This window comes from Autumnicola edwardsiae, from assembly GCF_031846505.1.
GTDB classification, from domain to species: domain Bacteria; phylum Bacteroidota; class Bacteroidia; order Flavobacteriales; family Flavobacteriaceae; genus Autumnicola; species Autumnicola edwardsiae.
The window spans coordinates 1-21,653 of the sequence record NZ_JAVRHP010000012.1 but is presented as its reverse complement, the minus strand read 5'-3'; the positions used below and the strand labels follow the sequence as shown (position 1 = coordinate 21,653).

Sequence of the window (21,653 nt, the reverse complement as noted above, 5' to 3'; positions counted from 1 at the left end):
CAACTATGGAATTATTGTATGTAGGTCTTGCAGCTTTAGGTGCTGGTTTGGCAGTTGTGGGAGCAGCTATTGGAGTTGGTAGAATTGGTGGCTCAGCCATGGATGCTATCGCTCGTCAGCCAGAAGCTTCTGGTAAAATCCAGACGGCTATGATTATTGCTGCTGCACTTGTAGAAGGTGTTGCTCTTTTTGGAGTGGTTGCCGCTTTACTAGGTGTGCTAAGATAATTGAAGTACTAAGGTCCCTTCGCAACGGTTGGTTGCGAAGTGGCTTTTTTTAAATGATGTTTTAACTATTTTCTAAATAAACTATGGATTTAATTACTCCTGAATTTGGCTTGTTTTTCTGGCAAACCATTGTTTTTTTGATATTGATATTTTTAATGGCCAGGTTTGCCTGGAAACCCGTTTTAAATGGCCTTAGGCAAAGAGAAGAAACTATTAACGACTCGCTGGCCTCTGCAGAGAATGCAAGAAAGGAAATGCAAAACCTTAAGGCCGATAATGAAAAACTGATGCAGGAAGCCCGGGCAGAAAGAGATGCAGTTCTAAGGGAAGCGCGGGAGCTAAAAGAAAAAATAGTCGCAGATGCTACTGAAGAAGCTCAGGAAAAAGCTGACAGTATTGTGGCTCAGGCTAAAACAAGTATAGAAATGGAAAAACGTGCAGCAATGGCTGATATCAAAAATCAGGTTGCAAGTCTTTCTATACAAATTGCCGAAAAAGTAGTTCGTAAAGAACTTTCAAGTAAAGAAAAACAGCACCAGATGATTGACGATATGCTGGGTGATGTTACTTTAAACTAGTTTGCTATGAAGGGAACAAGGGCAGCACAACGTTATGCGAAGGCAATCATTTCTTTGGCAGGTGATAACAATGCCACCAAAGAGGTTAAGGAGGATATGGACTCCATAGTGAAAACCATTGCCGGAAGTGACGATTTAAAAAATTTGCTAAGCAGTCCGGTGGTTAAAGATCGTATCAAAAAAAGTGCTCTAAAAGAAATATTTAAAAATTCCAACGGAGTTACACTGGGTGCTTTTGATATCTTGATTGAGAATGGAAGGATCAATAGCCTTGATGCTGTGGCAAAGCAATATCTTAAATTATACCATGGCACAAGTGGTATGCAGGAGGCAATTGTTACTAGTGCAGTACCTCTAAATGCAGAACTTGAGGAGAAAATTCAGAATAAAATAAAGGACTTAACAGGTAACGGTGCGATCATTAAAAATGTTATAGATGAGAGCGTGATTGGTGGTTTTATTTTAAGAGTTGGCGATTTGCAATACGATGCAAGTATCGCCAGAAACCTTAATAACCTGAAAAGAGAATTTAAGGACAATACATACGTTTCAAAAATTTAGAAATTTGCGCAATTAGGCGTGTTATTATATAACAAATAATTATGGCAGAAGTAAATCCTGCTGAAGTATCAGCAATATTAAAAAGGCAATTATCAGGTTTTGAAGCAGAGGCTTCTTTAGACGAAGTTGGAACTGTCCTCACCATTGGTGATGGTATCGCCAACGTCTACGGTCTGGCTAATGTACAATATGGGGAATTGGTCCAGTTTGAAGGTGGTGTTGAAGGAATTGTACTAAATCTGGAAGAAGATAATGTTGGGGTTGTGCTCCTTGGATCATACAGGCAGGTTAAAGAGGGTTCTGTAGTAAAGAGGACGCAACGTATTGCATCTATAAAGGTTGGTGAAGGTATTGTTGGCCGTGTTGTGGATACTTTAGGAAATCCTATAGACGGGAAAGGAGCTATAGAAGGTGAAACTTTTGAGATGCCACTGGAGCGAAAAGCTCCCGGTGTTATTTACCGTGAGCCGGTAACCGAACCACTACAAACAGGTATTAAATCTATTGATGCGATGGTTCCTGTGGGTAGAGGGCAGCGTGAGCTTGTAATTGGTGACCGCCAGACCGGTAAAACAACTGTTTGTATTGATACCATTTTGAATCAGAAGGAATTTTACGATGCCGGTGAGCCGGTTTATTGTATATATGTTGCTATTGGACAAAAAGCTTCTACAGTTGCTGGTATTGCGAAGGTGTTGGAAGATAAAGGTGCTTTGGCTTATACCACTATTGTTGCAGCAAACGCTTCAGATCCTGCTCCAATGCAGGTTTATGCACCATTTGCCGGTGCTGCAATAGGTGAGTTCTTTAGAGATACAGGTCGTCCTGCATTAATTGTATTTGATGATTTATCCAAGCAGGCGGTTGCTTACCGTGAAGTATCACTTTTACTCCGTCGTCCACCGGGGCGTGAAGCATATCCAGGGGATGTATTCTTCCTGCATTCAAGATTACTTGAACGTGCTGCGAAAATTATAGGCAATGATAAAATTGCCGGGGAAATGAATGACCTTCCGGATGTTTTAAAAGATAAAGTAAAAGGTGGCGGATCTTTAACTGCACTTCCTTTAATTGAAACACAGGCAGGAGACGTTTCAGCATATATTCCAACTAACGTAATTTCGATTACTGATGGACAGATATTCCTGACTTCAGATTTATTTAACTCTGGTGTACGTCCCGCAATTAACGTAGGTATCTCGGTATCGCGTGTTGGTGGTAACGCACAGATTAAATCCATGAAAAAGGTTGCCGGTACCTTAAAACTTGACCAGGCCCAGTTCCGTGAACTGGAAGCTTTTGCCAAGTTTGGATCAGATCTTGACCCTGCTACGCTAAGTGTTATTGAGAAAGGTAAGAGGAACGTGGAAATCCTTAAACAAGGGCAAAACGATCCTTACCCCGTAGAGAACCAGATAGCGATCATCTTCGCAGGTTCCAAGAACCTTCTTAGGGACGTTCCTGTAGATAAGATCAGAGAGTTCGAAAAAGATTATCTTGAGTACCTGGATGCTAAACACAGAGACATTTTAGATACATTAAAAGCAGGTAAACTAACAGATGAGGTTACAGATACTTTGACTTCTGTAGCAAAAGAGCTTTCTTCGAAATATAAGAATAGTTAAGAGTCATAAGTTAGGAGTTAAGAGTTCTTGAAGAAATGATGTCTAATGTCAAAGATGAGTGAGAGTCCAATTCGAGTTAAAAGTTTTTCTTTTGCTGTAGATATTGTCAACTTTACTAAAACTCTTAAAGCTGATAAAGAATATGAATTGGCATCTCAACTCTTACGCTCCGGAACGAGTATGGAGCTAATGTAAGGGAGGCGCAAAGAGGCGTTAGTCTTAAAGATTTTAAAAATAAATTTGGAATAGCATTAAAGGAAGCTGAAGAAACTCAATATTGGTTGGAGCTAATTGAAGTAACTATAAAGCCTATTCCAGATGGTTTAAGAATGAAATGTGAGGAGTTAATAAAAATTTTAGTAGCTATTATTAAGAACTCATAACTTAAAACTCAGAATTCATAATTAACAAGAATGGCAAACTTAAAAGATTTACGTAACAGGATAACTTCGGTATCATCAACGATGCAGATTACCAGTGCCATGAAAATGGTTTCTGCTGCAAAGTTGAGTAAGGCGCAGGACGCCATAACCGCTATGCGTCCTTATTCTGAAAAGTTAACCCAATTATTGCAGGATTTAAGTGCGACCCTGGATGATGATGCTAGTAGCAAATTTGCAGAAGAACGGGAAGTGGAAAACATTTTGATTGTTGCTATTTCTTCCAACAGAGGTTTGGCAGGTGCTTTTAACACAAATATTATAAAAGCAGTAAGGAATAAAGCGAATACTGATTATCCCGGAAAGAACGTCGAAATTTATACCATCGGAAAAAAAGCTGATGATATCTTATCAAGAAATTTCACTATCTACAAGAACAATAATGAAATTTATGATGAACTGACATACGATAAAGTCGCTGAAATTGCCGAAGATCTAATGCAGTTATTCCTGGAGGAACGTTACGACAAGATTAAAATCGTTTATAACCAGTTTAAGAATGCCGCTACGCAAATAGTAACAGAAGAGCAGTTTCTTCCTATTGAGAAATTTGATACCGAAGAAAACAAGCAACTGGATTATATTTTTGAACCTTCGAAGATAGAAATTGTAAAAGAACTCATTCCTAAATCTCTTAAAATGCAGCTTTACAAAGCGCTGCGTGATTCTTTTGCTTCAGAACATGGGGCACGTATGACGGCAATGCACAAAGCAACTGAAAATGCGACAGAGCTTAGGGATGATCTTAAATTATCTTATAACAAAGCACGTCAGGCTTCCATTACCAACGAGATTTTAGAAATTGTCGGTGGAGCGGAGGCTCTGAGCAATTAGCGACTGAAAGGAGCAAATTCTTACAGGAGCGGAGGCTCTGAGCAATTAGCGACTGGAAAGGAGCAAATTCTTACAGGAGCGGAGGCTCTGAGCAATTAGCGACTGGAAAGGAGCAAATGCTTCAGGAGCGGAGGCTCTGAGCAATACTTAGTCCCAATTAACAACTAAAGAAGAGCAAAACAGTTTATATAAACCCGTAGCAGAACGTTACGGGTTTTTTCTTTGGCATCTATTTTGTTTCGTTATCTTTAATAAACATCTAGTATGAAACATATATACCTTATTTTCAGCAGTATTTTAATTTTCAGTTTTTTTACAAATTGTGGCGGCAATAAAGGTTTGCAGGACCGTGCACCGGCAAAGTTTCAGGCTGTTTATACCACTACGGAAAATTCCAGGCTTAATTTGCACATCCCTGTTACTGTCATTCAGGATAGCCGTATTTCTCTGGACAGTGTTTATTTCCGCGGAATGAAATCTGCACTTGTACAAAATGAGGAACTTCCAAATAAGTATGTTGCAGAATTCAACATTAAGGATTCAGAAATGGTAATGAGTAGTGATCCAAGAGAAGAGTACGGCAACAAAGCGCCTCAGAAACCGGAGAAAAGTCCGTTTGATATTGAAAGTGATGAAGCGATCCTGGTGTTTAGTCAGAATAATCAAAAAAAATATTATAAACTATCAGACATAACCGACTGGAATTAGGCGTTTAGTTTCTTATTTATTAAGATATTTGTAAAAACTAACCCACCGCTTGAGTACGTTAAAACGCTTTTTTCAAGACACTATTATTTACGGTTTTGCTACGGTTTTACCACGGCTCATGAATTTTATTCTTGTCCCGCTGCATACAGAATATCTGGGACCGGCAGGATATTCTGTTAATACCACATTTTATGTTTGGGCCACATTTTTTAATGTGATTCTTACCTATGGTATGGAGACCGCCTTTTTCCGGTTTTTTAGCCATTCCGAAGAAAAAGGGAAAGTCTTTTCGACTTCATTTCTTACGCTAAGTTGTACCACGGTCATTTTCTTTGTTCTGGTCTTTATTTTTAGGGGTTCGATTACTACATTGGTAGATTTACAGCCCGTATATTTCAATTATCTGCTGGGAATATTGGCACTGGATACTTTAGTTGTAATTCCTTTTGCTTATTTGCGTGCTACCAATCGTCCTCTAAAGTTTGCTTTGGTAAAAGTTCTGAATATTCTTGTGGTGGTTATTCTGAATTTTTATTTTTTCTGGTTTGTATCAGAGTTTCCTCAACTTGCTCCCGATTTAATACTGTCAAACTATTCTGAGGTAGATAAAGTAGGATATATATTCATAGCAAACCTCGCTGCCAGTGCAGTAACATTTTTGATTTTGGTTCCCTACTTCTTTAGAACCAGAGTGGACTTCAGCATGACCATTTTAAAACAAATGTGGAAATATGGCTGGCCGGTTATGGTCGCAGGCCTTGCTTTTGTAATTAATGAAAACCTGGACAAGCTGTTGCTAAAGGAAATGATCTCAGACGAAGTTATGGGAGCCTATGCAGGCTGCTATAAATTGGCTGTTTTTATGATGATCTTTATTCAGGCTTTTAGAATGGGGGCAGAGCCTTTTTTCTTCAATCACTCAAAGCAGGACAATGCAAAAGAAACCTACGCCACCATCCTGGAATATTTTGTCATTGCCGGTAGCCTGATCCTGGTGGTGCTGGTGGTGTACATAGACTTCTTTAAACAGCTTGTTATAAGGGATGAGGAATATTGGTTCACGATCGCCATTGTTCCCGTTATCCTCCTTGCAAATTTGTTTATGGGGATTTACCATAATCTGGCGGTATGGTATAAATTAACAGATAAAACAAGAATGGGCATGTACATATCACTTTTTGGTGCTGTAGTTACTGTTCTTTTTAATGTGCTTTTAATCCCGGTTATAGGTTTTATGGCTGCAGCATGGGCAACGTTGGCGGCATATGGGAGTATGATGCTCATTTCCTTTTTCCTGGGCCGCAGGTATTATCCTGTTCCCTATAATTTAAAAAAGATAGGGATGTATTTACTTATTTCTATTGGGCTTTGTGTAATTTCCTTTAAATTCTTCAGGGAAAATTATCTGGCAGGATCGTCTTTTGTAATTTTGTTCCTGCTCATAACTTTTTTTAATGAACGTAAGGGTTTTAAACAAATATTGAATCAATGAAAATTAAAATAATAAACAAGTCCGCACATAATTTACCAAATTATGAAACCGAAGCTTCGGCAGGAATGGATTTGCGGGCCAGTATTTCAGAAAAAGTTCTTTTAAAACCCTTGGAGAGGGCTATAATTAAAACCGGACTTTTTATAGAACTTCCGGAAGGTTATGAAGCCCAGGTACGGCCAAGAAGTGGTCTTGCTGCAAAAAAGGGAATAACCGTTCTCAATGCTCCCGGGACTATAGACGCCGATTATCGCGGAGAGATAGGTGTGATTCTTGTAAACCTTTCTAATGAAGATTTTACTGTAGAAAATGGGGAGAGAATTGCACAGATGGTGATTTCAAAACATGAACATATTGCTTGGGAAGAAGTGGACATCCTGGGAGAAACTTCCCGTGGTGTCGGAGGTTTTGGAAGTACGGGAAGTAACTAAGAGACTAATAAATATTACCATAGAATGAAATTCGACAACGAATTTAAAGAAGCAATTAGCCATCTTCCCGACAAAGAGAAAGATAAGCTGATTTTACGACTCTTAAAAAAGGACGTTACCCTGGCCAACCGGTTGCACTTTCAATTGGTAAACCCAAACTCTGTAGATGAGCAGCGCACAGAAATGGAAAGCAGGATTGTAAAGCAGGTTAGGCATATCACCAATACATTTTATTCGGTTGGTTATCTGAATATGGATGTTCGGTTTCTCAGTGGAGAGATTACAGAATACGTTAAAGTCACTAAAGATAAATTTGGGGAAGCAAGCCTTAATTTGTTAATGCTTATTGAAGTTTTAAAACAAAACAATGACAATATCCTGGCAGCCACACCTGGAAAAGCGAGAAAATTTTGTGTGGCGGTAGTTGCAAGGGTTTTTAAAATTATGCTGCTCATTAATAAAATGCATCCGGATGTATTACTGGATTTTGAAGATGACTTTAAAAAACTGGGACAATTATTGGGGAGCAATAAATACATGATGAAAGCAGCGATTAATAATGGCCTGGATGTGAACTGGTTACTGGGAGCTGAAATTCCAGAGGATATTGTAGCAATTCAAAAAGATCTTAGAAGTAAAGGATTTTTAAAATAAAAATAATTAATAAAGAATTATAGAATGAAGATTATAGTACCAATGGCAGGACGTGGATCAAGATTACGTCCTCATACTTTAACTGTTCCAAAACCATTAATTCCTATTGCAGGAAAACCTATAGTACATCGTTTGGTGGAAGATATAGCGAAAGTTCTGGATGAAAAGATCGATGAAGTGGCCTTTATAATTGGGGAAGATTTTGGCGAAAAAGTGGAGACCGATCTTAAGAAAATTGCTGAAAGTTTAGGTGCGGCATGTAGTATTTATTATCAGGACAAACCTTTGGGAACCGGCCATGCAATTATGTGTGCGAAGGATTCTCTTAGCGGCCCGGCGGTTATCGCCTATGCCGACACACTTTTTAAGGCCGACTTTACGTTAGATAAAGATGCCGATAGTGTGATTTGGGTGAAACAGGTGGATAATCCAAGTGCTTATGGTGTAGTTCAACTTAATGATAAACGGGAGATTACAGATCTTGTGGAAAAGCCGGAAGATTATGTCTCAGATTTGGCAATTATCGGCATATACTATTTTAAAGATGTCGCTTTATTAAAGAAAGAGTTGCAGGGAGTTCTTGATAAAAACATCATCAGGGGCGGAGAGTACCAAATTAATGATGGTATTGAAGCCATGAAGCAAAACGGACTGAGATTTGTACCTGGGAAAGTTGACGAATGGATGGACTGCGGAAATAAAAACGTTACTGTAGAAACTAACGGCAGAATGCTCAACTTTTTGCATCAGGACGGCGAAAAGCTAATATCCGATTCGGTGAAAATTAAAGATTCCGAAATTACAGAACCTTGTTACATTGGTGAAAATGTAGAATTGATCAATGCAAAAATAGGTCCTAATGTTTCTATTGGAAACGGTACAAAAATTACTGATTCCACAATCAAAAATAGTTTGATACAGACTTTTGCTGAAGTAAAGAACGCAAAGCTGGATAATGCCATGATTGGGAACTTCGCCAGGTTCGACGGCGATTTTTCTGAAATAAGTATTGGGGATTATTCGGTTTTGGAGTAACTAAGAAGTAAACCTCCAGGTTTTCAAAACCTGTGAGGTTTTTAAAGAACACGGTCTTCAGGGGCCTCAAAGGTGTTAAAAATGAGAAGAACCATCCTGATATTTGCCATTTTAGGGACTGCACTCTTTCAGGAGGTACAGGCCCAGGAGGAGGAGCAAATGCTTCAGGAGGTGAACAGGGACGATCTTGGGAATGTTTCAGACCAGTTTCAGGAGAATTTCTTTGAGGCACTTAAGCAAAAGGGCATTGAGAACTACGAAAAAGCGATAAGTGCCCTGGAAACCTGCAAAAAGCTGCAACCGGACAACGCTGTGGTCTTTTTCGAGATCGGGAAGAATTACAGAGCGATGGAGCAGTACGAAAAGGCGGTGGAAAACTTCAGTATTGCACATGAGCTTGAACCGGGAAGAGAAGCAATCCTTGCAGAGCTCTATAGCACATTCATGGAAGTACAGGATTATGCTGCCGCCGCTTCAGCAATTAAGAAGCTCGTGAAAATTGACAATTCTTATACTGAAGATCTTGCCAATGTCTATATGCTTAACCAGCAGTATGATGAGGCTTTAGCTGTTCTTGACGAGCTTGATTCAACTTTTGGAAACAGTAGCTATCGCGAACGGATCCGGAGGCAGATTTATGCACTTACTAATAATACCGTGGCACAAATTGGCAATTTGGAAGAAGGAATCGCTGCCGATCCCGAAAATGAGCAAAATTACCTTAACCTTATTTACGTCCATAGCCAAGAAGGTAATGAGGAGGAGGCTTATAAAATAGCTCAGGAACTCCTGGAAACAAATCCCGGTTCCACGTTGGTACATTTGGCGTTATACAAATTTTATCTGGACAGGGAAAAGCCTAAAGAGGCTGTTAATTCCATGAAAATTGTTTTTAGAAGTGAAGAAATTGACGCGGATTCTAAGTACAAGGTGCTCAATGATTTTTTACTTTTTTCCCGTCAAAATCCAGACTACGGAGAAGAATTAATGGAAGTGGCAGAATTACTTTCAGAACTTGAAGAAAAACCTGAACTCTACCAGGAACTTGGACAATATTTTCTTCGGAATAACAGGAAGAAAGAAGCACTTGAATATTTTCAGAAAGGCTTGAGTCAGGATCCAAACAATTTTGAGCTTACTAAAAATACGCTTTTGCTTCAGTTGGAGTTTCGGGAAATGGAATCAGCAAATAAACTGAGTGCAACTGCGCTTGAAATTTTTCCGGCACAGCCTGTGTTTTATTTGCTACGCGGGTTAACCTTAAATGCTTTGGAGAACTATCAGCAAGCCGAAGAAATTCTTACTTTTGGCCTGGATTATGTTATAGACGACAGGCGAATGGAGGCCGACCTGTATGGCCAGCTTGCAATAGCAAACGCCGGATTAAACAAGGTAGAAAAGGCAGAAGAATTCAGCAGGAAAGCTGAAATGTTAATGAAAGAAATAAATTAAATGTACAGCAGAATAATAGTATTACTAGTATTAACCGTGACAATGGTTTCCTGTGGAGGTGGACGTGGGGCTAAAAGAATAGCAACTAAAAATGCCGAAGCAGCCAATATTATAGCCAGGCACTACGATAACGAAATTCAGTATAACACCGTATCGGGAAAACTGAGGGCCGTTTATCAGGACGAAGATAGAACGCAATCGGTAAATCTAAGCTTCAGGATGGAAAAAGATAAAGCCATCTGGATGAGTGCGACGGTTTTGGGATTTCCCGTGGCGAAAGTTTATATCACGCCCAACTCGGTAAGTTATTATGAAAAAATCAGTAAAAGCTATTTTGATGGTGATTTCAGCTTGATTAGTGAATGGCTGGGAACTCCTTTGGATTTCAATAAACTCCAAAACCTGTTGATTGGGCAGGCTATTTATGATCTTCGGGAAGAAGCTTACGAAATGGAGCAGAGCCCACGTGGCTACCAATTCTTACCTGAAGAAACAGGGAGCATAAAAAGAATGTTTTTACTGGATCCTTCTCATTTAAAAGCATCTGCACAGCAGCTTGCACAGGAAGCCGAGAGTAGGAGCGTTACTATAACTTATTCGGATTATCAGACAATAGATGGAAATTTATTTCCGGAGAATATAAAGATAATTGCCAATGAAGGCGGCCGGCCAACAAACATTGAAATTACCTATCGCTCGGTAGAATTTGATGAAGAAGTGAGCTTTCCGTTTGATATTCCTTCAGGATATGATGAAATTAGCGTAAAATGAGACTGAAGAAGATTGTAAATATCGCTTTGTTTCTAATCGTGGTGGGCGTAGGCTTTAGTAGTTATTCACAGACGAACCGGGAAGAACTGGAGAAAAAGCGGCTGGAACTAAGGAATGAAATCCGGCGGATTAATGAACTCAGATCTACAAACAAACAAAAGGAAAAATCTGTTTTAACACAGGTTGAAGATCTTAACCAGCAAATAAGGAGTACAGAAAATCTTATAAAAGTTACAAATCAACAAGCTAATCTGCTCACGCAGGAAATCAATTCAAATACACGAAAAATTGGTGCACTGCGTAAAGAGCTGGAAAAATTGAAAGAGGATTACGCGAGAATGATTGAGAAGTCTTATAAAAGTAAATCCCAACAAAGCAGGGTAATGTTTCTTTTATCTTCTGAAAGCTTTTTACAGGCTTATAAGCGACTTCAATATATGAAGCAGTACACAAACTACAGGCAACAGCAGGGAGAGCAAATAAAGGGTCGCTCTCAAGATTTACAGCGTCTAAATTCCAGTCTGGCAAATCAGAAAGATGAAAAGGAAAAGTTAATTGTCGAAAACAGGAAAACACGGCAGCAATTGGAAGAAAACAGAAAGTCGCAACAGGCTTTAATGGCCACTATCAACAAAAAAGAAGGACAATTTGCATCTCAAATAAGACAGCGGCAGCAGGAAATTAACAAAATTGACCAGCAAATTGAAGAGATGATACGGGCATCTATTGCAAAAGCCAATGAGGGAACCGGTTCCACATCCCGTGATGTCTACGAACTTACTCCTGCCGCAAGAGCCCTGGCTGCAGATTTTGCGAAAAACAAGGGCCAACTGCCATGGCCGGTAAAATCTGGAGTGGTGACCATGCAATTTGGCGAACATGCACATCCTGTTGTGAAAACAGCCAGAATTAATAATAATGGCGTTAATATAGATACCGATCCCGGAGGAAAAGCAAGAGCAGTATTTAGTGGAACCGTAAGTGAGGTGCAGCTTCTAAAAGGAGCGAATAAGGCTGTAATGGTAAGGCATGGGGACTATATCACGATCTACGATAACCTGGACAAGGTTTACGTTAAAAAAGGTGACGTGGTGAGTACAGAGCAGGAGATAGGTGAAGTTGCCACTAACCGTACTACAGGAAAGACCACGCTACACTTCTTAATTTTTAAAAATACACAAAAAATGAATCCGGCAGATTGGGTTTATCAAATGTAGACTGGTACTACGCAACCTTTTCAGGAAATCAGCATCTATTAAATATATAACCTGTTTTTTTGATGAAAAAAATCTTCTTTCTGGTTGCAGCATACCTTTTCGTCTATAGTTGTACTCCTGTTTCTATTGTAGATAATAAGAGGCTTCAGGTGACCGGCACTATAGTTAACTCTGAAGGGCAGGCGCTGGATGGTTTTGATGTGGAGACCAGAACTTATGTGGGCACAGGCTTTTTTCTTGGGTCTCCCGACCTTAAAAAGATAAATGGAACCACAACAAATGCTGACGGGAAATTCTCGTTCACTTCACTCGATGTTGATTCAGACGAGCTTATCGTTCAGATAAATCCAAATTCTGATAGTCTTCAGGATAATTTTCAAAGCCTTACTTTCCTCGATAACAGGTCTGGCCGGGAAGAAACCTTACTGGATCTGGGAACTATTGTATTGAAGCGGAGGGTTAATATTACAGTGGTCTTTAACATAGAAGAACCTTTTGGAGTGCAACTGCTTTATCCCAATCCTTATCCAGTAATTACAATTAATAACTGGAACGAATTAGAAGAACTTCCCGAAGAACTGGAATATTCCCGTTTTCGGGATATGTATACGTTGGTAGAGGCAGATGACGATGGATTATACAGGTTAAGGCTGGAAACCCTGGAAAATTCTGAAATTATCCTCACTTACGGAGTCGATGGCATAACTACTGAATCTACAATTCTCATCTCTGGTGAAGAAGAAAGCCCTTATGAATTTACGCCTTAAAATTTTAGCACTTCTCCTGATTTTTGGAGTTTTTAATTCCAGCGCACAGGAACGGGATTCGATTTATACGCCACATTATGCGGGCAGGCTTCAAATTGATCTGGGGATACACCACAATTTTGCGTTGGGAGAAAATTTCCTGGGTGATGCCTACAGGCTCAAATTGGGCGGGGAATATGGCATGGATGTTTTTGTAAGTCCAAATTGGCTGGTTGGCATTCGTTTTGACCACATTGGTAGCAATGTGGAAAAACCGGAAAAGCTGGGAAATCTTGAATCCACCAGGATAAGAACTATTGCTCTTAATGGAGGATATGTTTATGAGGTACTTCCCCAAATAGACATTAGTCTTCTTGCGGCCATTGGGCGTGCTTCCTATAAGCATGAATCCTTTTTTCACACTAAATTTCATGACAGTGCCTTGGTGCTGTGGTTTCAGCCAAAAGTAGGCTACCGCATTACCAATAACCTGGGAATTTTTGCAGCAGGCAGGCTGCGGAAGGATTTTATGAATATAGATACTTCCCCCGAACTGGAAGATTATTTTGAACAATCTACCATCCTTACTTTATCCTTTGGCGTAAGAGTCACAACTAATTGATCTTTTATTCAAACAGAGCCTTAAGCTCTGTAGCTTCATTGGGTTTTAATTTCCCGGCGAGAACCAAACTCAATTGTTTACGCCTAAGGGCAGCAGCAAAACGTTCTTTTTCAAGATCTGTTTCAGGTTGAAGAGGCGGAACTTTTATTGGGGCGCCGGTTTCATCTACTGCCACAAACGTATAAATAGCTTCATTGGCCTTAGATCGCTGTCCGCTTTCACGATCCTCAACCCAGACGTCTATAAAAATTTCCATAGAAGATTTAAAAGCGCGGGAAACAGCAGCTTCCACTGTAACAACGCTTCCTAAAGGAACAGCTTTATTAAATGCCACGTGGTTTACTGAAGCCGTTACCACAATCCTGCGGCTGTGCCTGCGGGCGGCAATACTTGCAGCGCGGTCCATACGCGCCAGCAATTCTCCACCAAATAAATTGTTTAGCGGATTCGTTTCACTGGGAAGTACCAGATCTGTTAATGTTGTACGTGATTCTGCAGGCGTTTTTGCGTCCATTATATTCATTGGAATTTTCGGCAAAAATAAGGCGCATAAGGCGATTTATGCCCTAAAGAAGTATTAAAGTTCCTGAACGAGCAACCAGGCAGATTCGTTAGTCTTTTTAACCTCACGAAGCATATTTATTGCATCCCTCCTGGTTTGGTGGCTCGCATACACAACCTGGTGAAGTCCGTATTTATTGGCGCCAATTAGGCGTGCTTTATAACCTTCAGCACGAAGCTCATCCACTTTTTTTCCGGCGTTTTCTTCAACCCTAAAAGCTCCGGCCACGATATGGTAGTTTCCAGATTGCTTTTCAACATTAAAAGTTACTGCCGGTAAAGGATTGTCAATTATAAAGGTTGCCTGCTGGATTTGTTGCTGAAGCTGACCTTCGGCTTCCTGTTGTTCTGCAATGTTATGTTTGGAAACCTGGTCGCTGTAAATATTTAAACCTGCAAGACCGGAGAGTCCCAGTGCCAGTATTCCTACTGCTGCATACTTTAAATATGAGGATTTACGTCTTTCCGGAGTAAAAAGGAAAGGCGCTTTCTCTTCAATTTCTTCAACTTGTTCCTTATAAACTTCTCTATTTACCACTCCTGCCTGGAAAGAATCCAGTCCAAAGGAATCTGTAAAATAATTTATGCTGTTGTACGGTTCAAATGCTATAATATTTTCTGAAGAAAACACAAACTTGCCGATATTTGGCAAATCTGCCTGCTTATCTTCCTCGAGAGACTTTTCAAGCGAAGCTGCAAATTCACTAATTGCATAAACCGCATTGCTGTAAGAAACCTTTTCAGCCTCCGCAGTATAATTGGCAAGAAGACCATCGTTCTTCTGCAATTGCCTGTTAAAGGAAACGGTCTTTTTTGGAGGATAGAAAGATTCTGTTTCTTCATCTATATAAGCGGACTGCTTCTGAGAAAGGAAAGCTCCAAAACCCGGAAGTATCACGCATTCGTAACGATAGAGTAAATCCTGAATGTGCTTAGCTATGTTCATCGGTACAAAAATAAGAGTTCCAGCAGTAGGATAAAGTTACCTAAAGAAATTTTATTAACAAATGTTTTTTTCTGTATTTTTAGCCAAATTACCTCAATGGATTCCTCTGAACTTATTAATATCCTTGCTTTACAGCATATCCCCAATCTTGGGGATAATACCGCAAAAAAGCTAATCAGGCATTTTGGTTCTGCGGAAGCAATTTTTAAAGAGAAGAAACATAATTTACTGAAGATAAACGGAATTGGAGAAGCCCGTATCCAGGATTTGTATAAAGCTGATAATTTTAAAGCTGCAGAAAATGAACTGAAGTTTATTGAAAAGAACAACATTGGCTACTCTTACTTTCAGGATAAAGATTATCCCGAAAAACTGAAACATTGCTTTGATGGTCCAATCCTGCTTTTTAAGAGAGGAAATATGGATCTGCAACAAAAGAAGATCATAAGTATTGTTGGCACGAGAAGGATTAGCAGTCACGGCATGGCTTTTTGTGAAGAGTTAATCGAAGAGCTTAGCCCACTTGATCCTGTGATTGTTTCCGGTTTTGCTTATGGGGTAGATATTACAGCACAAAAGGCTGCAGTTAAGCATGGACTGCAGACAATTGGCTGCCTTGCGCACGGACTCAACCAGATTTACCCAAAGGTCCATAAAAGGTATATGCCTCAGGTTGAAGAAAACGGTGGGTTTTTTACTGATTTTTGGAGTACTGACAATTTTGACCGGAATAATTTCCTGAAAAGAAACAGGATTATTGCCGGATTAAGCGAAGCCACAATAGTTATTGAAAGTGCTGAAAAAGGAGGTTCTTTAGTTACGGCAGATATTGCAAATTCGTATAACCGGGAAGTTTTTGCCGTGCCTGGCCGCCCCGGTGATACTTACAGCAAAGGCTGCAATAATCTTATAAAATCCCAAAATGCCCATGTGCTGACTTCTGCTGCAGATTTGGTTTATATTTTAAATTGGGAAATCAAGAAGAAAAATGAAGCCGTTCAAAAGCAATTATTTGTAGAGTTGGAGCCAGATGAAGAAAACATCTTTGAATTTCTGCGGAATCATGGCAAGTCACAGCTGGATACCATTGCTTTAAACTGTAACTTCCCTACATATAAAGCTGCGTCACTTCTGCTTAACCTGGAATTAAAGGGAATTATAAGGCCCCTTCCCGGCAAATTATTTGAAGCAATTTAAAAAATTGAATTACACAACTTCAAAGCCATCTCCGTAGGCTTCTTCTTCAGTTAAAAAGACTCCTTCTAAAATTTCTACAGTTTGAGTCACTTCATTTAAATAGAAACAGAATTTTTCAAGTCCGCCTTTTTTCCCAGGAATTTCATCAATGTCATAAAGTACTGCTTTGGAAACTACATAATCCTTCTGATTATGAGTAGTTATGACCCTTAGAATAAATACATCCTTTATTTTTTTCTGAAGCTCGGTTCCATCTTCCAATTCTGCATTCAGCAAAAAAGTTCCGTCTTCTAACAACTGTACTTCCTCTACATCTTCAATTTCCAAAGATTTTGTCCAGTGGTATTTCTGTCCGGTTTGACCCTTATCAGCCTGAGCTGTAGAAAAATCAACATTTACAGATTTATATTCAATTTGAAGTTTCATATTGTTCTGCAAGAAAGTATTCTACTTTGGTCAACCTTAAACTTTAAACCTTAAACATTTCAATATCCAACTTTCTCCCTCACCCGTTGTAAAACGTCGTTGGCTACTGCTGTAGCTTTTTCGGCTCCTAATTTTAGCGCCTTATCTAACTCCGGCAGGTTGTTCATGTAGTAATCATATTTCTCCCTTGGCTCTTTAAATTTTTCTTTCAACACTTCAAAAAGTGCTTGTTTTGCATGGCCATAGCCATAATTTCCGCCTTCGTAATTTCCTCTCATTTCCGCAATTTGTGCCTCTGTTGCAACAAGTTGATATAAGGCAAAAACGTGGCAGGTATCAGGGTTTTTAGGTTCTTCTAGCGGAGTACTATCTGTTTGGATGCCCATAACCTGTTTTCTCAGTTTCTTATCTGTCTGAAAAAGGTTGATGGTGTTGCCTTTGGATTTACTCATTTTCTCACCATCTGTGCCCGGCACATACATGGTGTTTCTCTTAACTTTTGCTTCAGGAATAACAAAAGCCTCTCCTACTTTGGTATGGAACCTGGAGGCGACATCACGTGTAATTTCCAGGTGCTGTAACTGGTCTTTTCCCACCGGCACCACTTCGGCATCATAAAGAAGGATATCTGCCGCCATAAGCATTGGGTAATTAAATAGTCCCGCATTTACATCTTCCAGCCTGTCAGATTTATCTTTAAACGAGTGGGCCAGCGTTAAACGTTGAAATGGAAAAAAACAGCTAAGGTACCAGGAAAGTTCCGTTACCTGCGGGATGTCGCTTTGCCTGTAAAAAACGCTTTTTTCAATGTCCAGGCCGCAGGCGAGCCAGGTGGCCGCTACAGAATAGGTGTTGTTCCTTAGAGTTTCCGCATCTTTAATCTGGGTTAAAGAATGCATGTCTGCAATAAAAATAAAGGACTCATTTCCCGGCTGATTTGCCATATTTATTGCCGGCATAATCGCGCCCAGTAGATTTCCCAAATGCGGTGTTCCGGTACTTTGTACTCCTGTAAGTATTCTAGACATTGTTCTTTTTCAATTTTTTACAAAGTTATCTTTTTTAGCGAAATCAGTCGTCTCATTTTAGTACTTTTGGTTTCTATGGGGGTACTCAAGAAGTTCGCATTAGCTATATGGCGTCTCTGGTTTTATATATTGCTGGGACTTCCCATTATAATAATGTTGCCCGTTTTGCTGGTGGTAGCCTCTTCAGAAAAATTTTATCCCCAATACTTTATTTGTGCCAGGATCTGGGCCAAGTGTATTTTATACGGAATGGGTTTATTTCCAAAAGTGAGGCACGAGCAACACATGGAAAAGGACAAGAGCTATATGCTCGTGGCCAATCATACTTCTATGGTGGATATTATGCTGATGCTGGCTGTAAATAAGCATCCGTTTATTTTTGTTGGAAAGATGGAGCTGGCAAAAATTCCGCTTTTTGGATATTTTTACCGGCAAACGTGCATTCTTGTAGACAGGAAGAGCCAACGTAGCAGGCAGGAAGCTTTTAATGAGGCACAGCGAAGGCTTAAACAAGGAAACAGCATCTGCATTTTTCCTGAAGGCGGCGTTCCCGGGCATCAAAAATTGTTGTTGGACGAGTTTAAAGATGGTGCTTTTCGCCTGGCAGTAGAACATCAGATTCCTGTTGTACCTTTCACTTTTTATGATACTAAAAAGCGCTTTTCTTACGACTTCTTTTCCGGTGGGCCCGGAAAACTTCGGGCAAAAGTGCACCGCTTTATTCCGACTAAAGGTATGGTCGTGGCAGATAAGAGAGCCCTCAAAGAGAAAACGCATGAGGTAATTCTACAAGAACTTAAAAACCCTTCTTTCAACTAAAATTTAAAGCTGAACCCGGAATAAATTCCGAAGAAGAACGGCTGTACGTTTTGGGTATCCTTAAAAGTATTGAGCTGGTATTTAAAAATCGGTTCAAGGTTTATTTCAAAATCAGGAACAATCTCATAGCCCATTCCCATACCAATATTAGCACTAAAACTAACATTGTTAATATTATTGGCTTCCCCCAGCTCTGTACGCTGGTTGTTGGAAATAAGACTCACGCTGTTGTTATCCAGAAAAAAACTACTACCACCTCCAATAAGGTTCAAATCGAATTTTTTATCGATTAAAGCATATTCTATCTCCACCGGGACTTCTATAAAACCGTATTGCTGATTAATTTCGCCGGGTGCAGAACCGGAATTAATGGAACTAAATTCGTTATAGGATAAATCAGAATTGGGCATAGCTATAGTTGGGGCGTCACTAATTTCCACCACGTTAGAATTGTTGCGGTAATCTATGCTCGCTATATTTTGGGCAAAGGTCGTGGTGGTATAGGAAATTTGCTCAATATCATAACTCAGATTTACCTTGCTCACGCCTGTTCTAATTTTCAGTTTATCAGATAAGGTGTAGGCAACATTCACCCCATAGGCTAATGTGACCTGAGAATTGGTGTTATTGTTGCTAAAATTTGGGGAAATTGCATTGCCGCTGCCCATATTGTCATAAAAAATGGGTGCCGCATAGGTGCTTAACCTGATTTTGCTTTTTTCGGTCTCTGCTATTTCGGTTGTTGGATTTCTTTTTTCTTCGGCAAGCTCGGTAAGGGCGTTTTTTTCTTCAATTATGGCTTCTTCAGGCTCATTTTTAGCAATTTCTTCGGAATTTTCCTTCTGAAACTCATTTTCTTCGGAATTTTTATCATTTTTTGTTGCAATTTGGCTTTCTGCAACCTCAGAAGCTTCATTTTGATTACTTATTGCTTCTGAATTTCTATTTTCTTCAGAAGAAGCTTCTTCTTTATCTGAAGTATTTTGAGCGAGTGCCTTATTTTGCCAATTATCGGCCTTATATTCTTCAGTCGGCGCTTTCTCTTTATTTTCGGAAGGATTTGTGCTGTTCCCTTCAGCATTGCCGGAATTATCAACCAATCCGGAATTTGAAGAACGGCCGGTACTTCCCGAAATAAGATTATTCAGCAATTCTGAAGCGTTTTCAAAAGTTGCATTGTTCTCAGAGATTTCAATTTTAATTTCGGGACGATAAAATCCTTCGTCTTCAAGAATAAACTGTGTTTCCGGTACTGTTCCCGGTGCAAAATTCAGAAAACAGGCTAGTCCCAGGATAACGGCAAAAGCGGCAGCAATTCCGCCTACCTTATACCATAACGGAATAACAAGCGGCCTTTTGCGCTGCTTCTCTTCCAGCCTGGCTGCTATATTTTTCCAGACTTCTTCCTTTGGAGAGGCTTCAAAATCTTTGAATTTCTCCTGGTAAAGCCGGTCTATGTTTTTTCTTTCTTTCATCTTCATCAATTTAGAGGCTAATCAACTTCAGCTATAATGACTGCGCCTGACTGCCATTTTGATGGCTTACAATTTTATCCTTTAGAATATTCCTGGCCCGCGCCAGGTTTGATTTTGAAGTTCCTACAGAAATTCCCAACAATTCGGAAATTTCCTGGTGAGAATGTCCGTCCAGCGCATAGAGGTTAAAAACCTGCCGATACCTGTCCGGTAATTCCTGTACGGTTTTCAGCAAAAAATCTGCTTGGATCTCGTTTTCTTCTACTTCAACTTCGGGTTCTTCCATACGGTCTTCGTTTATAATTTCGAAGAACCTGTGTTTCCTGTGCTTTTGAAGGGCGGTATTAATCATTATACGCTTCATCCAGCCTTCAAAGGAACCCTGATCTTTGTATTGGGAGATTTTGTCAAAAATGGTAAGGAAGCCGTCCTGAAGGTTATCTTCAGCTTCTTGATAACCGGAAGAATATTTAAGGCACAGGCCAAAGAGCTTACCGGCATATAGCCTGTAAAGCTCCTCCTGTGCCTTAATATCCTGTTTCTTACAGTTTTTTATGAGCTTCTTTAGACTCACCAAAATAAGGTTTAGTTGCTGCTTTCGTCGCTTGAGTCTTCGCCATCGGTATCATCCTCGGTGTCATCGTCTTCATCTTCAGGAGCACCAACAGGGATTTCCACCTCAATATATTCTGCCTCGCCGTCTTCATCTATACCGCTTAAAAGGAAGAATGTGTAGATATCACCTTCATCTGCCGTAGTGGGGATACGAAGGTCTTCAATAGTCCTATCCCTGGTAAGATCCTCATCTTCTTCGTCACATACTGCCAGATCAGGATCAAAAGAGGTGTACACCCCAAGATATATGTTTAAACCATCTGATACCTGCTCCTCGCTGACATTTACTGTGTAATAGGAATGGCATGCGGAAGGAAGTTCGTAAGTGAGTTCAATATCGTAAGTCTCACCCGCCTCAAAGAATTCAGGAAAGTCGTAATCCGTAATTTGAGCATGCTCAAAAAGAATATTTGGCCCATCATCATCAGTATCACAACTCCATAAAGTAACAGCACAAACTAATAATAAAGTTAATTTTTTCATTTCTATTTTTCATTTAAAGTTTATACTCCTTAGATGCAGAAATGCTGAAAAGGTTGCGTTGAGATCAAAAAAAATCCCTTCGGAAAGGGATTTTTAAATTTGATTATTCGTTAGCGACTTTTATCGCTTGTTTTATTTTGGTTTCCAGCTCGTCCATAAGATCCGGATTGTCCTTTAGAATGGTTTTTACGGCATCCCTTCCCTGGCCAAGTTTAGTATCTTCGTAACTAAACCAGGAGCCACTTTTCTTGATAATTTCGTAATCTACGCCAATATCAATGATTTCACCAATCTTGGAAACACCTTCGCCGTACATGATATCAAATTCTGCAGTTTTAAAAGGCGGGGCAACTTTGTTTTTCACCACTTTTACGCGGGTTTTATTACCCATCACATTGCTGTTACTGTCTTTTATTTGTGTCGACCTTCTAATATCCAGCCTTACCGAAGCATAAAATTTAAGCGCATTTCCACCGGTGGTAGTTTCAGGATTCCCGAACATTACCCCAATTTTCTCCCGTAACTGATTAATAAACATCACTGTACAGTTGGTTTTGCTAATGGAAGCAGTAAGTTTTCTAAGTGCCTGGGACATTAATCGGGCATGAAGTCCCATTTTGGAATCTCCCATTTCCCCTTCAATTTCACTTTTTGGAGTTAAGGCTGCAACAGAGTCAATTACTATTATGTCTATCGCTCCCGAACGGATT

25 protein-coding genes and 1 pseudogene are annotated in these 21,653 nt (G+C 39.8%); 18 read left to right on the top strand and 8 right to left on the bottom strand.

Annotation, left to right across the window (positions count from 1 at the left end; genetic code table 11):
• Positions 1-5: 5 nt before the first annotated feature.
• The 16 genes and pseudogenes from atpE (at position 6) to RM529_RS03875 (ending at position 13,393) form a co-directional block, all read left to right on the top strand.
• Positions 6-227, top strand: a complete 222-nt coding sequence (gene atpE, locus RM529_RS03950; protein ID WP_311483444.1) for an ATP synthase F0 subunit C — start codon at positions 6-8, stop codon at positions 225-227.
• An 83-nt stretch (positions 228-310) separates the two neighbouring features.
• Positions 311-805, top strand: a complete 495-nt coding sequence (locus RM529_RS03945; protein ID WP_311483443.1) for a F0F1 ATP synthase subunit B — start codon at positions 311-313, stop codon at positions 803-805.
• A gap of 6 nt (positions 806-811) precedes the next feature.
• Positions 812-1,366, top strand: coding sequence for an ATP synthase F1 subunit delta (gene atpH, locus RM529_RS03940; protein ID WP_311483442.1), 555 nt, complete (start codon positions 812-814; stop codon positions 1,364-1,366).
• A gap of 41 nt (positions 1,367-1,407) precedes the next feature.
• Positions 1,408-2,991: a F0F1 ATP synthase subunit alpha gene (atpA, locus tag RM529_RS03935; RefSeq protein WP_311483441.1), complete on the top strand. Its 1,584-nt coding sequence runs from the start codon at positions 1,408-1,410 to the stop codon at positions 2,989-2,991.
• Positions 2,992-3,036: 45 nt separating this feature from the next.
• Positions 3,037-3,374 (top strand): annotated as a pseudogene (locus tag RM529_RS18115) (four helix bundle protein).
• A 30-nt stretch (positions 3,375-3,404) separates the two neighbouring features.
• The gene (gene atpG, locus RM529_RS03925; RefSeq protein ID WP_311483440.1) at positions 3,405-4,265 is read left to right on the top strand and encodes an ATP synthase F1 subunit gamma; all 861 of its coding nucleotides are present in this window, start codon (positions 3,405-3,407) and stop codon (positions 4,263-4,265) included.
• A gap of 264 nt (positions 4,266-4,529) precedes the next feature.
• Complete coding sequence (locus tag RM529_RS03920) at positions 4,530-4,973, top strand: hypothetical protein (RefSeq protein ID WP_311483439.1); 444 nt, start codon at positions 4,530-4,532, stop codon at positions 4,971-4,973.
• 49 nt (positions 4,974-5,022) lie between these two features.
• Positions 5,023-6,465 carry an oligosaccharide flippase family protein gene (locus tag RM529_RS03915; RefSeq protein WP_311483438.1) on the top strand — a complete coding sequence of 481 codons (1,443 nt, stop codon included), beginning with the start codon at positions 5,023-5,025 and terminating at the stop codon, positions 6,463-6,465.
• Positions 6,462-6,896, top strand: coding sequence for a dUTP diphosphatase (dut, locus tag RM529_RS03910; protein ID WP_311483437.1), 435 nt, complete (start codon positions 6,462-6,464; stop codon positions 6,894-6,896). Before RM529_RS03915 ends, dut begins: the two co-directional genes overlap by 4 nt.
• 24 nt (positions 6,897-6,920) lie before the next feature.
• Positions 6,921-7,550, top strand: coding sequence for a hypothetical protein (locus RM529_RS03905; RefSeq protein WP_311483436.1), 630 nt, complete (start codon positions 6,921-6,923; stop codon positions 7,548-7,550).
• A 24-nt stretch (positions 7,551-7,574) separates the two neighbouring features.
• Complete coding sequence (locus tag RM529_RS03900; RefSeq protein WP_311483435.1) at positions 7,575-8,585, top strand: sugar phosphate nucleotidyltransferase; 1,011 nt, start codon at positions 7,575-7,577, stop codon at positions 8,583-8,585.
• Between the two features lie 81 nt (positions 8,586-8,666).
• Positions 8,667-10,037: a tetratricopeptide repeat protein gene (locus tag RM529_RS03895; RefSeq protein ID WP_311483434.1), complete on the top strand. Its 1,371-nt coding sequence runs from the start codon at positions 8,667-8,669 to the stop codon at positions 10,035-10,037.
• Entirely contained in the window at positions 10,038-10,808 is a 771-nt protein-coding gene (lolB1, locus tag RM529_RS03890) for a lipoprotein insertase outer membrane protein LolB1 (RefSeq protein WP_311483433.1), read from the top strand. It begins immediately after the preceding gene.
• The gene (locus tag RM529_RS03885; RefSeq protein WP_311483432.1) at positions 10,805-12,025 is read left to right on the top strand and encodes a murein hydrolase activator EnvC family protein; all 1,221 of its coding nucleotides are present in this window, start codon (positions 10,805-10,807) and stop codon (positions 12,023-12,025) included. The genes lolB1 and RM529_RS03885 overlap by 4 nt, the downstream gene beginning before the upstream one ends.
• Positions 12,026-12,087: 62 nt before the next feature.
• Positions 12,088-12,792, top strand: coding sequence for a carboxypeptidase-like regulatory domain-containing protein (locus RM529_RS03880; protein WP_311483431.1), 705 nt, complete (start codon positions 12,088-12,090; stop codon positions 12,790-12,792).
• Complete coding sequence (locus RM529_RS03875) at positions 12,776-13,393, top strand: hypothetical protein (RefSeq protein ID WP_311483430.1); 618 nt, start codon at positions 12,776-12,778, stop codon at positions 13,391-13,393. The genes RM529_RS03880 and RM529_RS03875 overlap by 17 nt, the downstream gene beginning before the upstream one ends.
• Before the next feature lie 4 nt (positions 13,394-13,397).
• Here RM529_RS03875 and RM529_RS03870 read toward each other — a convergent pair whose 3' ends face one another.
• Positions 13,398-13,907 (bottom strand): acyl-CoA thioesterase, encoded by a 510-nt coding sequence (locus RM529_RS03870; RefSeq protein ID WP_311483472.1) that lies wholly within the window; start codon positions 13,905-13,907, stop codon positions 13,398-13,400.
• Between the two features lie 63 nt (positions 13,908-13,970).
• Positions 13,971-14,900, bottom strand: coding sequence for an HU domain-containing protein (locus RM529_RS03865; RefSeq protein ID WP_311483429.1), 930 nt, complete (start codon positions 14,898-14,900; stop codon positions 13,971-13,973).
• A gap of 96 nt (positions 14,901-14,996) precedes the next feature.
• Here RM529_RS03865 and dprA point away from each other — a divergent pair, with 96 nt between their 5' ends.
• Positions 14,997-16,097 (top strand): DNA-processing protein DprA, encoded by a 1,101-nt coding sequence (gene dprA / locus RM529_RS03860; RefSeq protein WP_311483428.1) that lies wholly within the window; start codon positions 14,997-14,999, stop codon positions 16,095-16,097.
• 9 nt (positions 16,098-16,106) lie between these two features.
• Here the strand turns inward: dprA and RM529_RS03855 are convergent, their stop codons facing one another.
• Both RM529_RS03855 and trpS read right to left on the bottom strand, forming a co-directional pair.
• Positions 16,107-16,523, bottom strand: a complete 417-nt coding sequence (locus tag RM529_RS03855) for a hypothetical protein (protein WP_311483427.1) — start codon at positions 16,521-16,523, stop codon at positions 16,107-16,109.
• A gap of 59 nt (positions 16,524-16,582) precedes the next feature.
• On the bottom strand, positions 16,583-17,551 hold the full coding sequence (trpS, locus tag RM529_RS03850; RefSeq protein ID WP_311483426.1) for a tryptophan--tRNA ligase: 969 nt from the start codon (positions 17,549-17,551) through the stop codon (positions 16,583-16,585).
• Positions 17,552-17,626: 75 nt separating this feature from the next.
• Here trpS and RM529_RS03845 point away from each other — a divergent pair, with 75 nt between their 5' ends.
• Complete coding sequence (locus RM529_RS03845) at positions 17,627-18,370, top strand: lysophospholipid acyltransferase family protein (protein ID WP_311483425.1); 744 nt, start codon at positions 17,627-17,629, stop codon at positions 18,368-18,370.
• Here RM529_RS03845 and RM529_RS03840 read toward each other — a convergent pair.
• The 4 genes from RM529_RS03840 to recA all read right to left on the bottom strand — a co-directional run.
• Positions 18,367-19,845: a hypothetical protein gene (locus tag RM529_RS03840; protein ID WP_311483424.1), complete on the bottom strand. Its 1,479-nt coding sequence runs from the start codon at positions 19,843-19,845 to the stop codon at positions 18,367-18,369. The two genes, RM529_RS03845 and RM529_RS03840, sit on opposite strands and share 4 nt — an antisense overlap.
• Before the next feature lie 31 nt (positions 19,846-19,876).
• Positions 19,877-20,419, bottom strand: a complete 543-nt coding sequence (locus RM529_RS03835) for an RNA polymerase sigma factor (RefSeq protein ID WP_311483423.1) — start codon at positions 20,417-20,419, stop codon at positions 19,877-19,879.
• An 11-nt stretch (positions 20,420-20,430) separates the two neighbouring features.
• Entirely contained in the window at positions 20,431-20,943 is a 513-nt protein-coding gene (locus tag RM529_RS03830) for a hypothetical protein (RefSeq protein WP_311483422.1), read from the bottom strand.
• Positions 20,944-21,046: 103 nt separating this feature from the next.
• The coding region (gene recA / locus RM529_RS03825) for a recombinase RecA (protein ID WP_311483421.1) at positions 21,047-21,653 on the bottom strand (607 nt) is incomplete at its 5' end.

Excerpts from the sequence above, each read along its gene's own strand:
- RM529_RS03945 (WP_311483443.1), top strand. The coding sequence starts at position 311 with ATGGATTTAATTACTCCTGAATTTGGCTTGTTTTTCTGGCAAACCATT.
- trpS (WP_311483426.1), bottom strand. The coding sequence starts at position 17,551 with ATGTCTAGAATACTTACAGGAGTACAAAGTACCGGAACACCGCATTTG.
- RM529_RS03830 (WP_311483422.1), bottom strand. The coding sequence starts at position 20,943 with ATGAAAAAATTAACTTTATTATTAGTTTGTGCTGTTACTTTATGGAGT.
- RM529_RS03875 (WP_311483430.1), top strand. The coding sequence starts at position 12,776 with ATGAATTTACGCCTTAAAATTTTAGCACTTCTCCTGATTTTTGGAGTT.
- RM529_RS03900 (WP_311483435.1), top strand. The coding sequence starts at position 7,575 with ATGAAGATTATAGTACCAATGGCAGGACGTGGATCAAGATTACGTCCT.
- lolB1 (WP_311483433.1), top strand. The coding sequence starts at position 10,038 with ATGTACAGCAGAATAATAGTATTACTAGTATTAACCGTGACAATGGTT.
- RM529_RS03870 (WP_311483472.1), bottom strand. The coding sequence starts at position 13,907 with ATGGACGCAAAAACGCCTGCAGAATCACGTACAACATTAACAGATCTG.
- atpA (WP_311483441.1), top strand. The coding sequence starts at position 1,408 with ATGGCAGAAGTAAATCCTGCTGAAGTATCAGCAATATTAAAAAGGCAA.
- RM529_RS03845 (WP_311483425.1), top strand. The coding sequence starts at position 17,627 with ATGGGGGTACTCAAGAAGTTCGCATTAGCTATATGGCGTCTCTGGTTT.
- RM529_RS03880 (WP_311483431.1), top strand. The coding sequence starts at position 12,088 with ATGAAAAAAATCTTCTTTCTGGTTGCAGCATACCTTTTCGTCTATAGT.
- atpH (WP_311483442.1), top strand. The coding sequence starts at position 812 with ATGAAGGGAACAAGGGCAGCACAACGTTATGCGAAGGCAATCATTTCT.
- RM529_RS03885 (WP_311483432.1), top strand. The coding sequence starts at position 10,805 with ATGAGACTGAAGAAGATTGTAAATATCGCTTTGTTTCTAATCGTGGTG.
- dut (WP_311483437.1), top strand. The coding sequence starts at position 6,462 with ATGAAAATTAAAATAATAAACAAGTCCGCACATAATTTACCAAATTAT.
- atpE (WP_311483444.1), top strand. The coding sequence starts at position 6 with ATGGAATTATTGTATGTAGGTCTTGCAGCTTTAGGTGCTGGTTTGGCA.
- atpG (WP_311483440.1), top strand. The coding sequence starts at position 3,405 with ATGGCAAACTTAAAAGATTTACGTAACAGGATAACTTCGGTATCATCA.
- dprA (WP_311483428.1), top strand. The coding sequence starts at position 14,997 with ATGGATTCCTCTGAACTTATTAATATCCTTGCTTTACAGCATATCCCC.
- RM529_RS03840 (WP_311483424.1), bottom strand. The coding sequence starts at position 19,845 with ATGAAAGAAAGAAAAAACATAGACCGGCTTTACCAGGAGAAATTCAAA.
- RM529_RS03920 (WP_311483439.1), top strand. The coding sequence starts at position 4,530 with ATGAAACATATATACCTTATTTTCAGCAGTATTTTAATTTTCAGTTTT.
- RM529_RS03855 (WP_311483427.1), bottom strand. The coding sequence starts at position 16,523 with ATGAAACTTCAAATTGAATATAAATCTGTAAATGTTGATTTTTCTACA.
- RM529_RS03905 (WP_311483436.1), top strand. The coding sequence starts at position 6,921 with ATGAAATTCGACAACGAATTTAAAGAAGCAATTAGCCATCTTCCCGAC.
- RM529_RS03895 (WP_311483434.1), top strand. The coding sequence starts at position 8,667 with ATGAGAAGAACCATCCTGATATTTGCCATTTTAGGGACTGCACTCTTT.
- RM529_RS03865 (WP_311483429.1), bottom strand. The coding sequence starts at position 14,900 with ATGAACATAGCTAAGCACATTCAGGATTTACTCTATCGTTACGAATGC.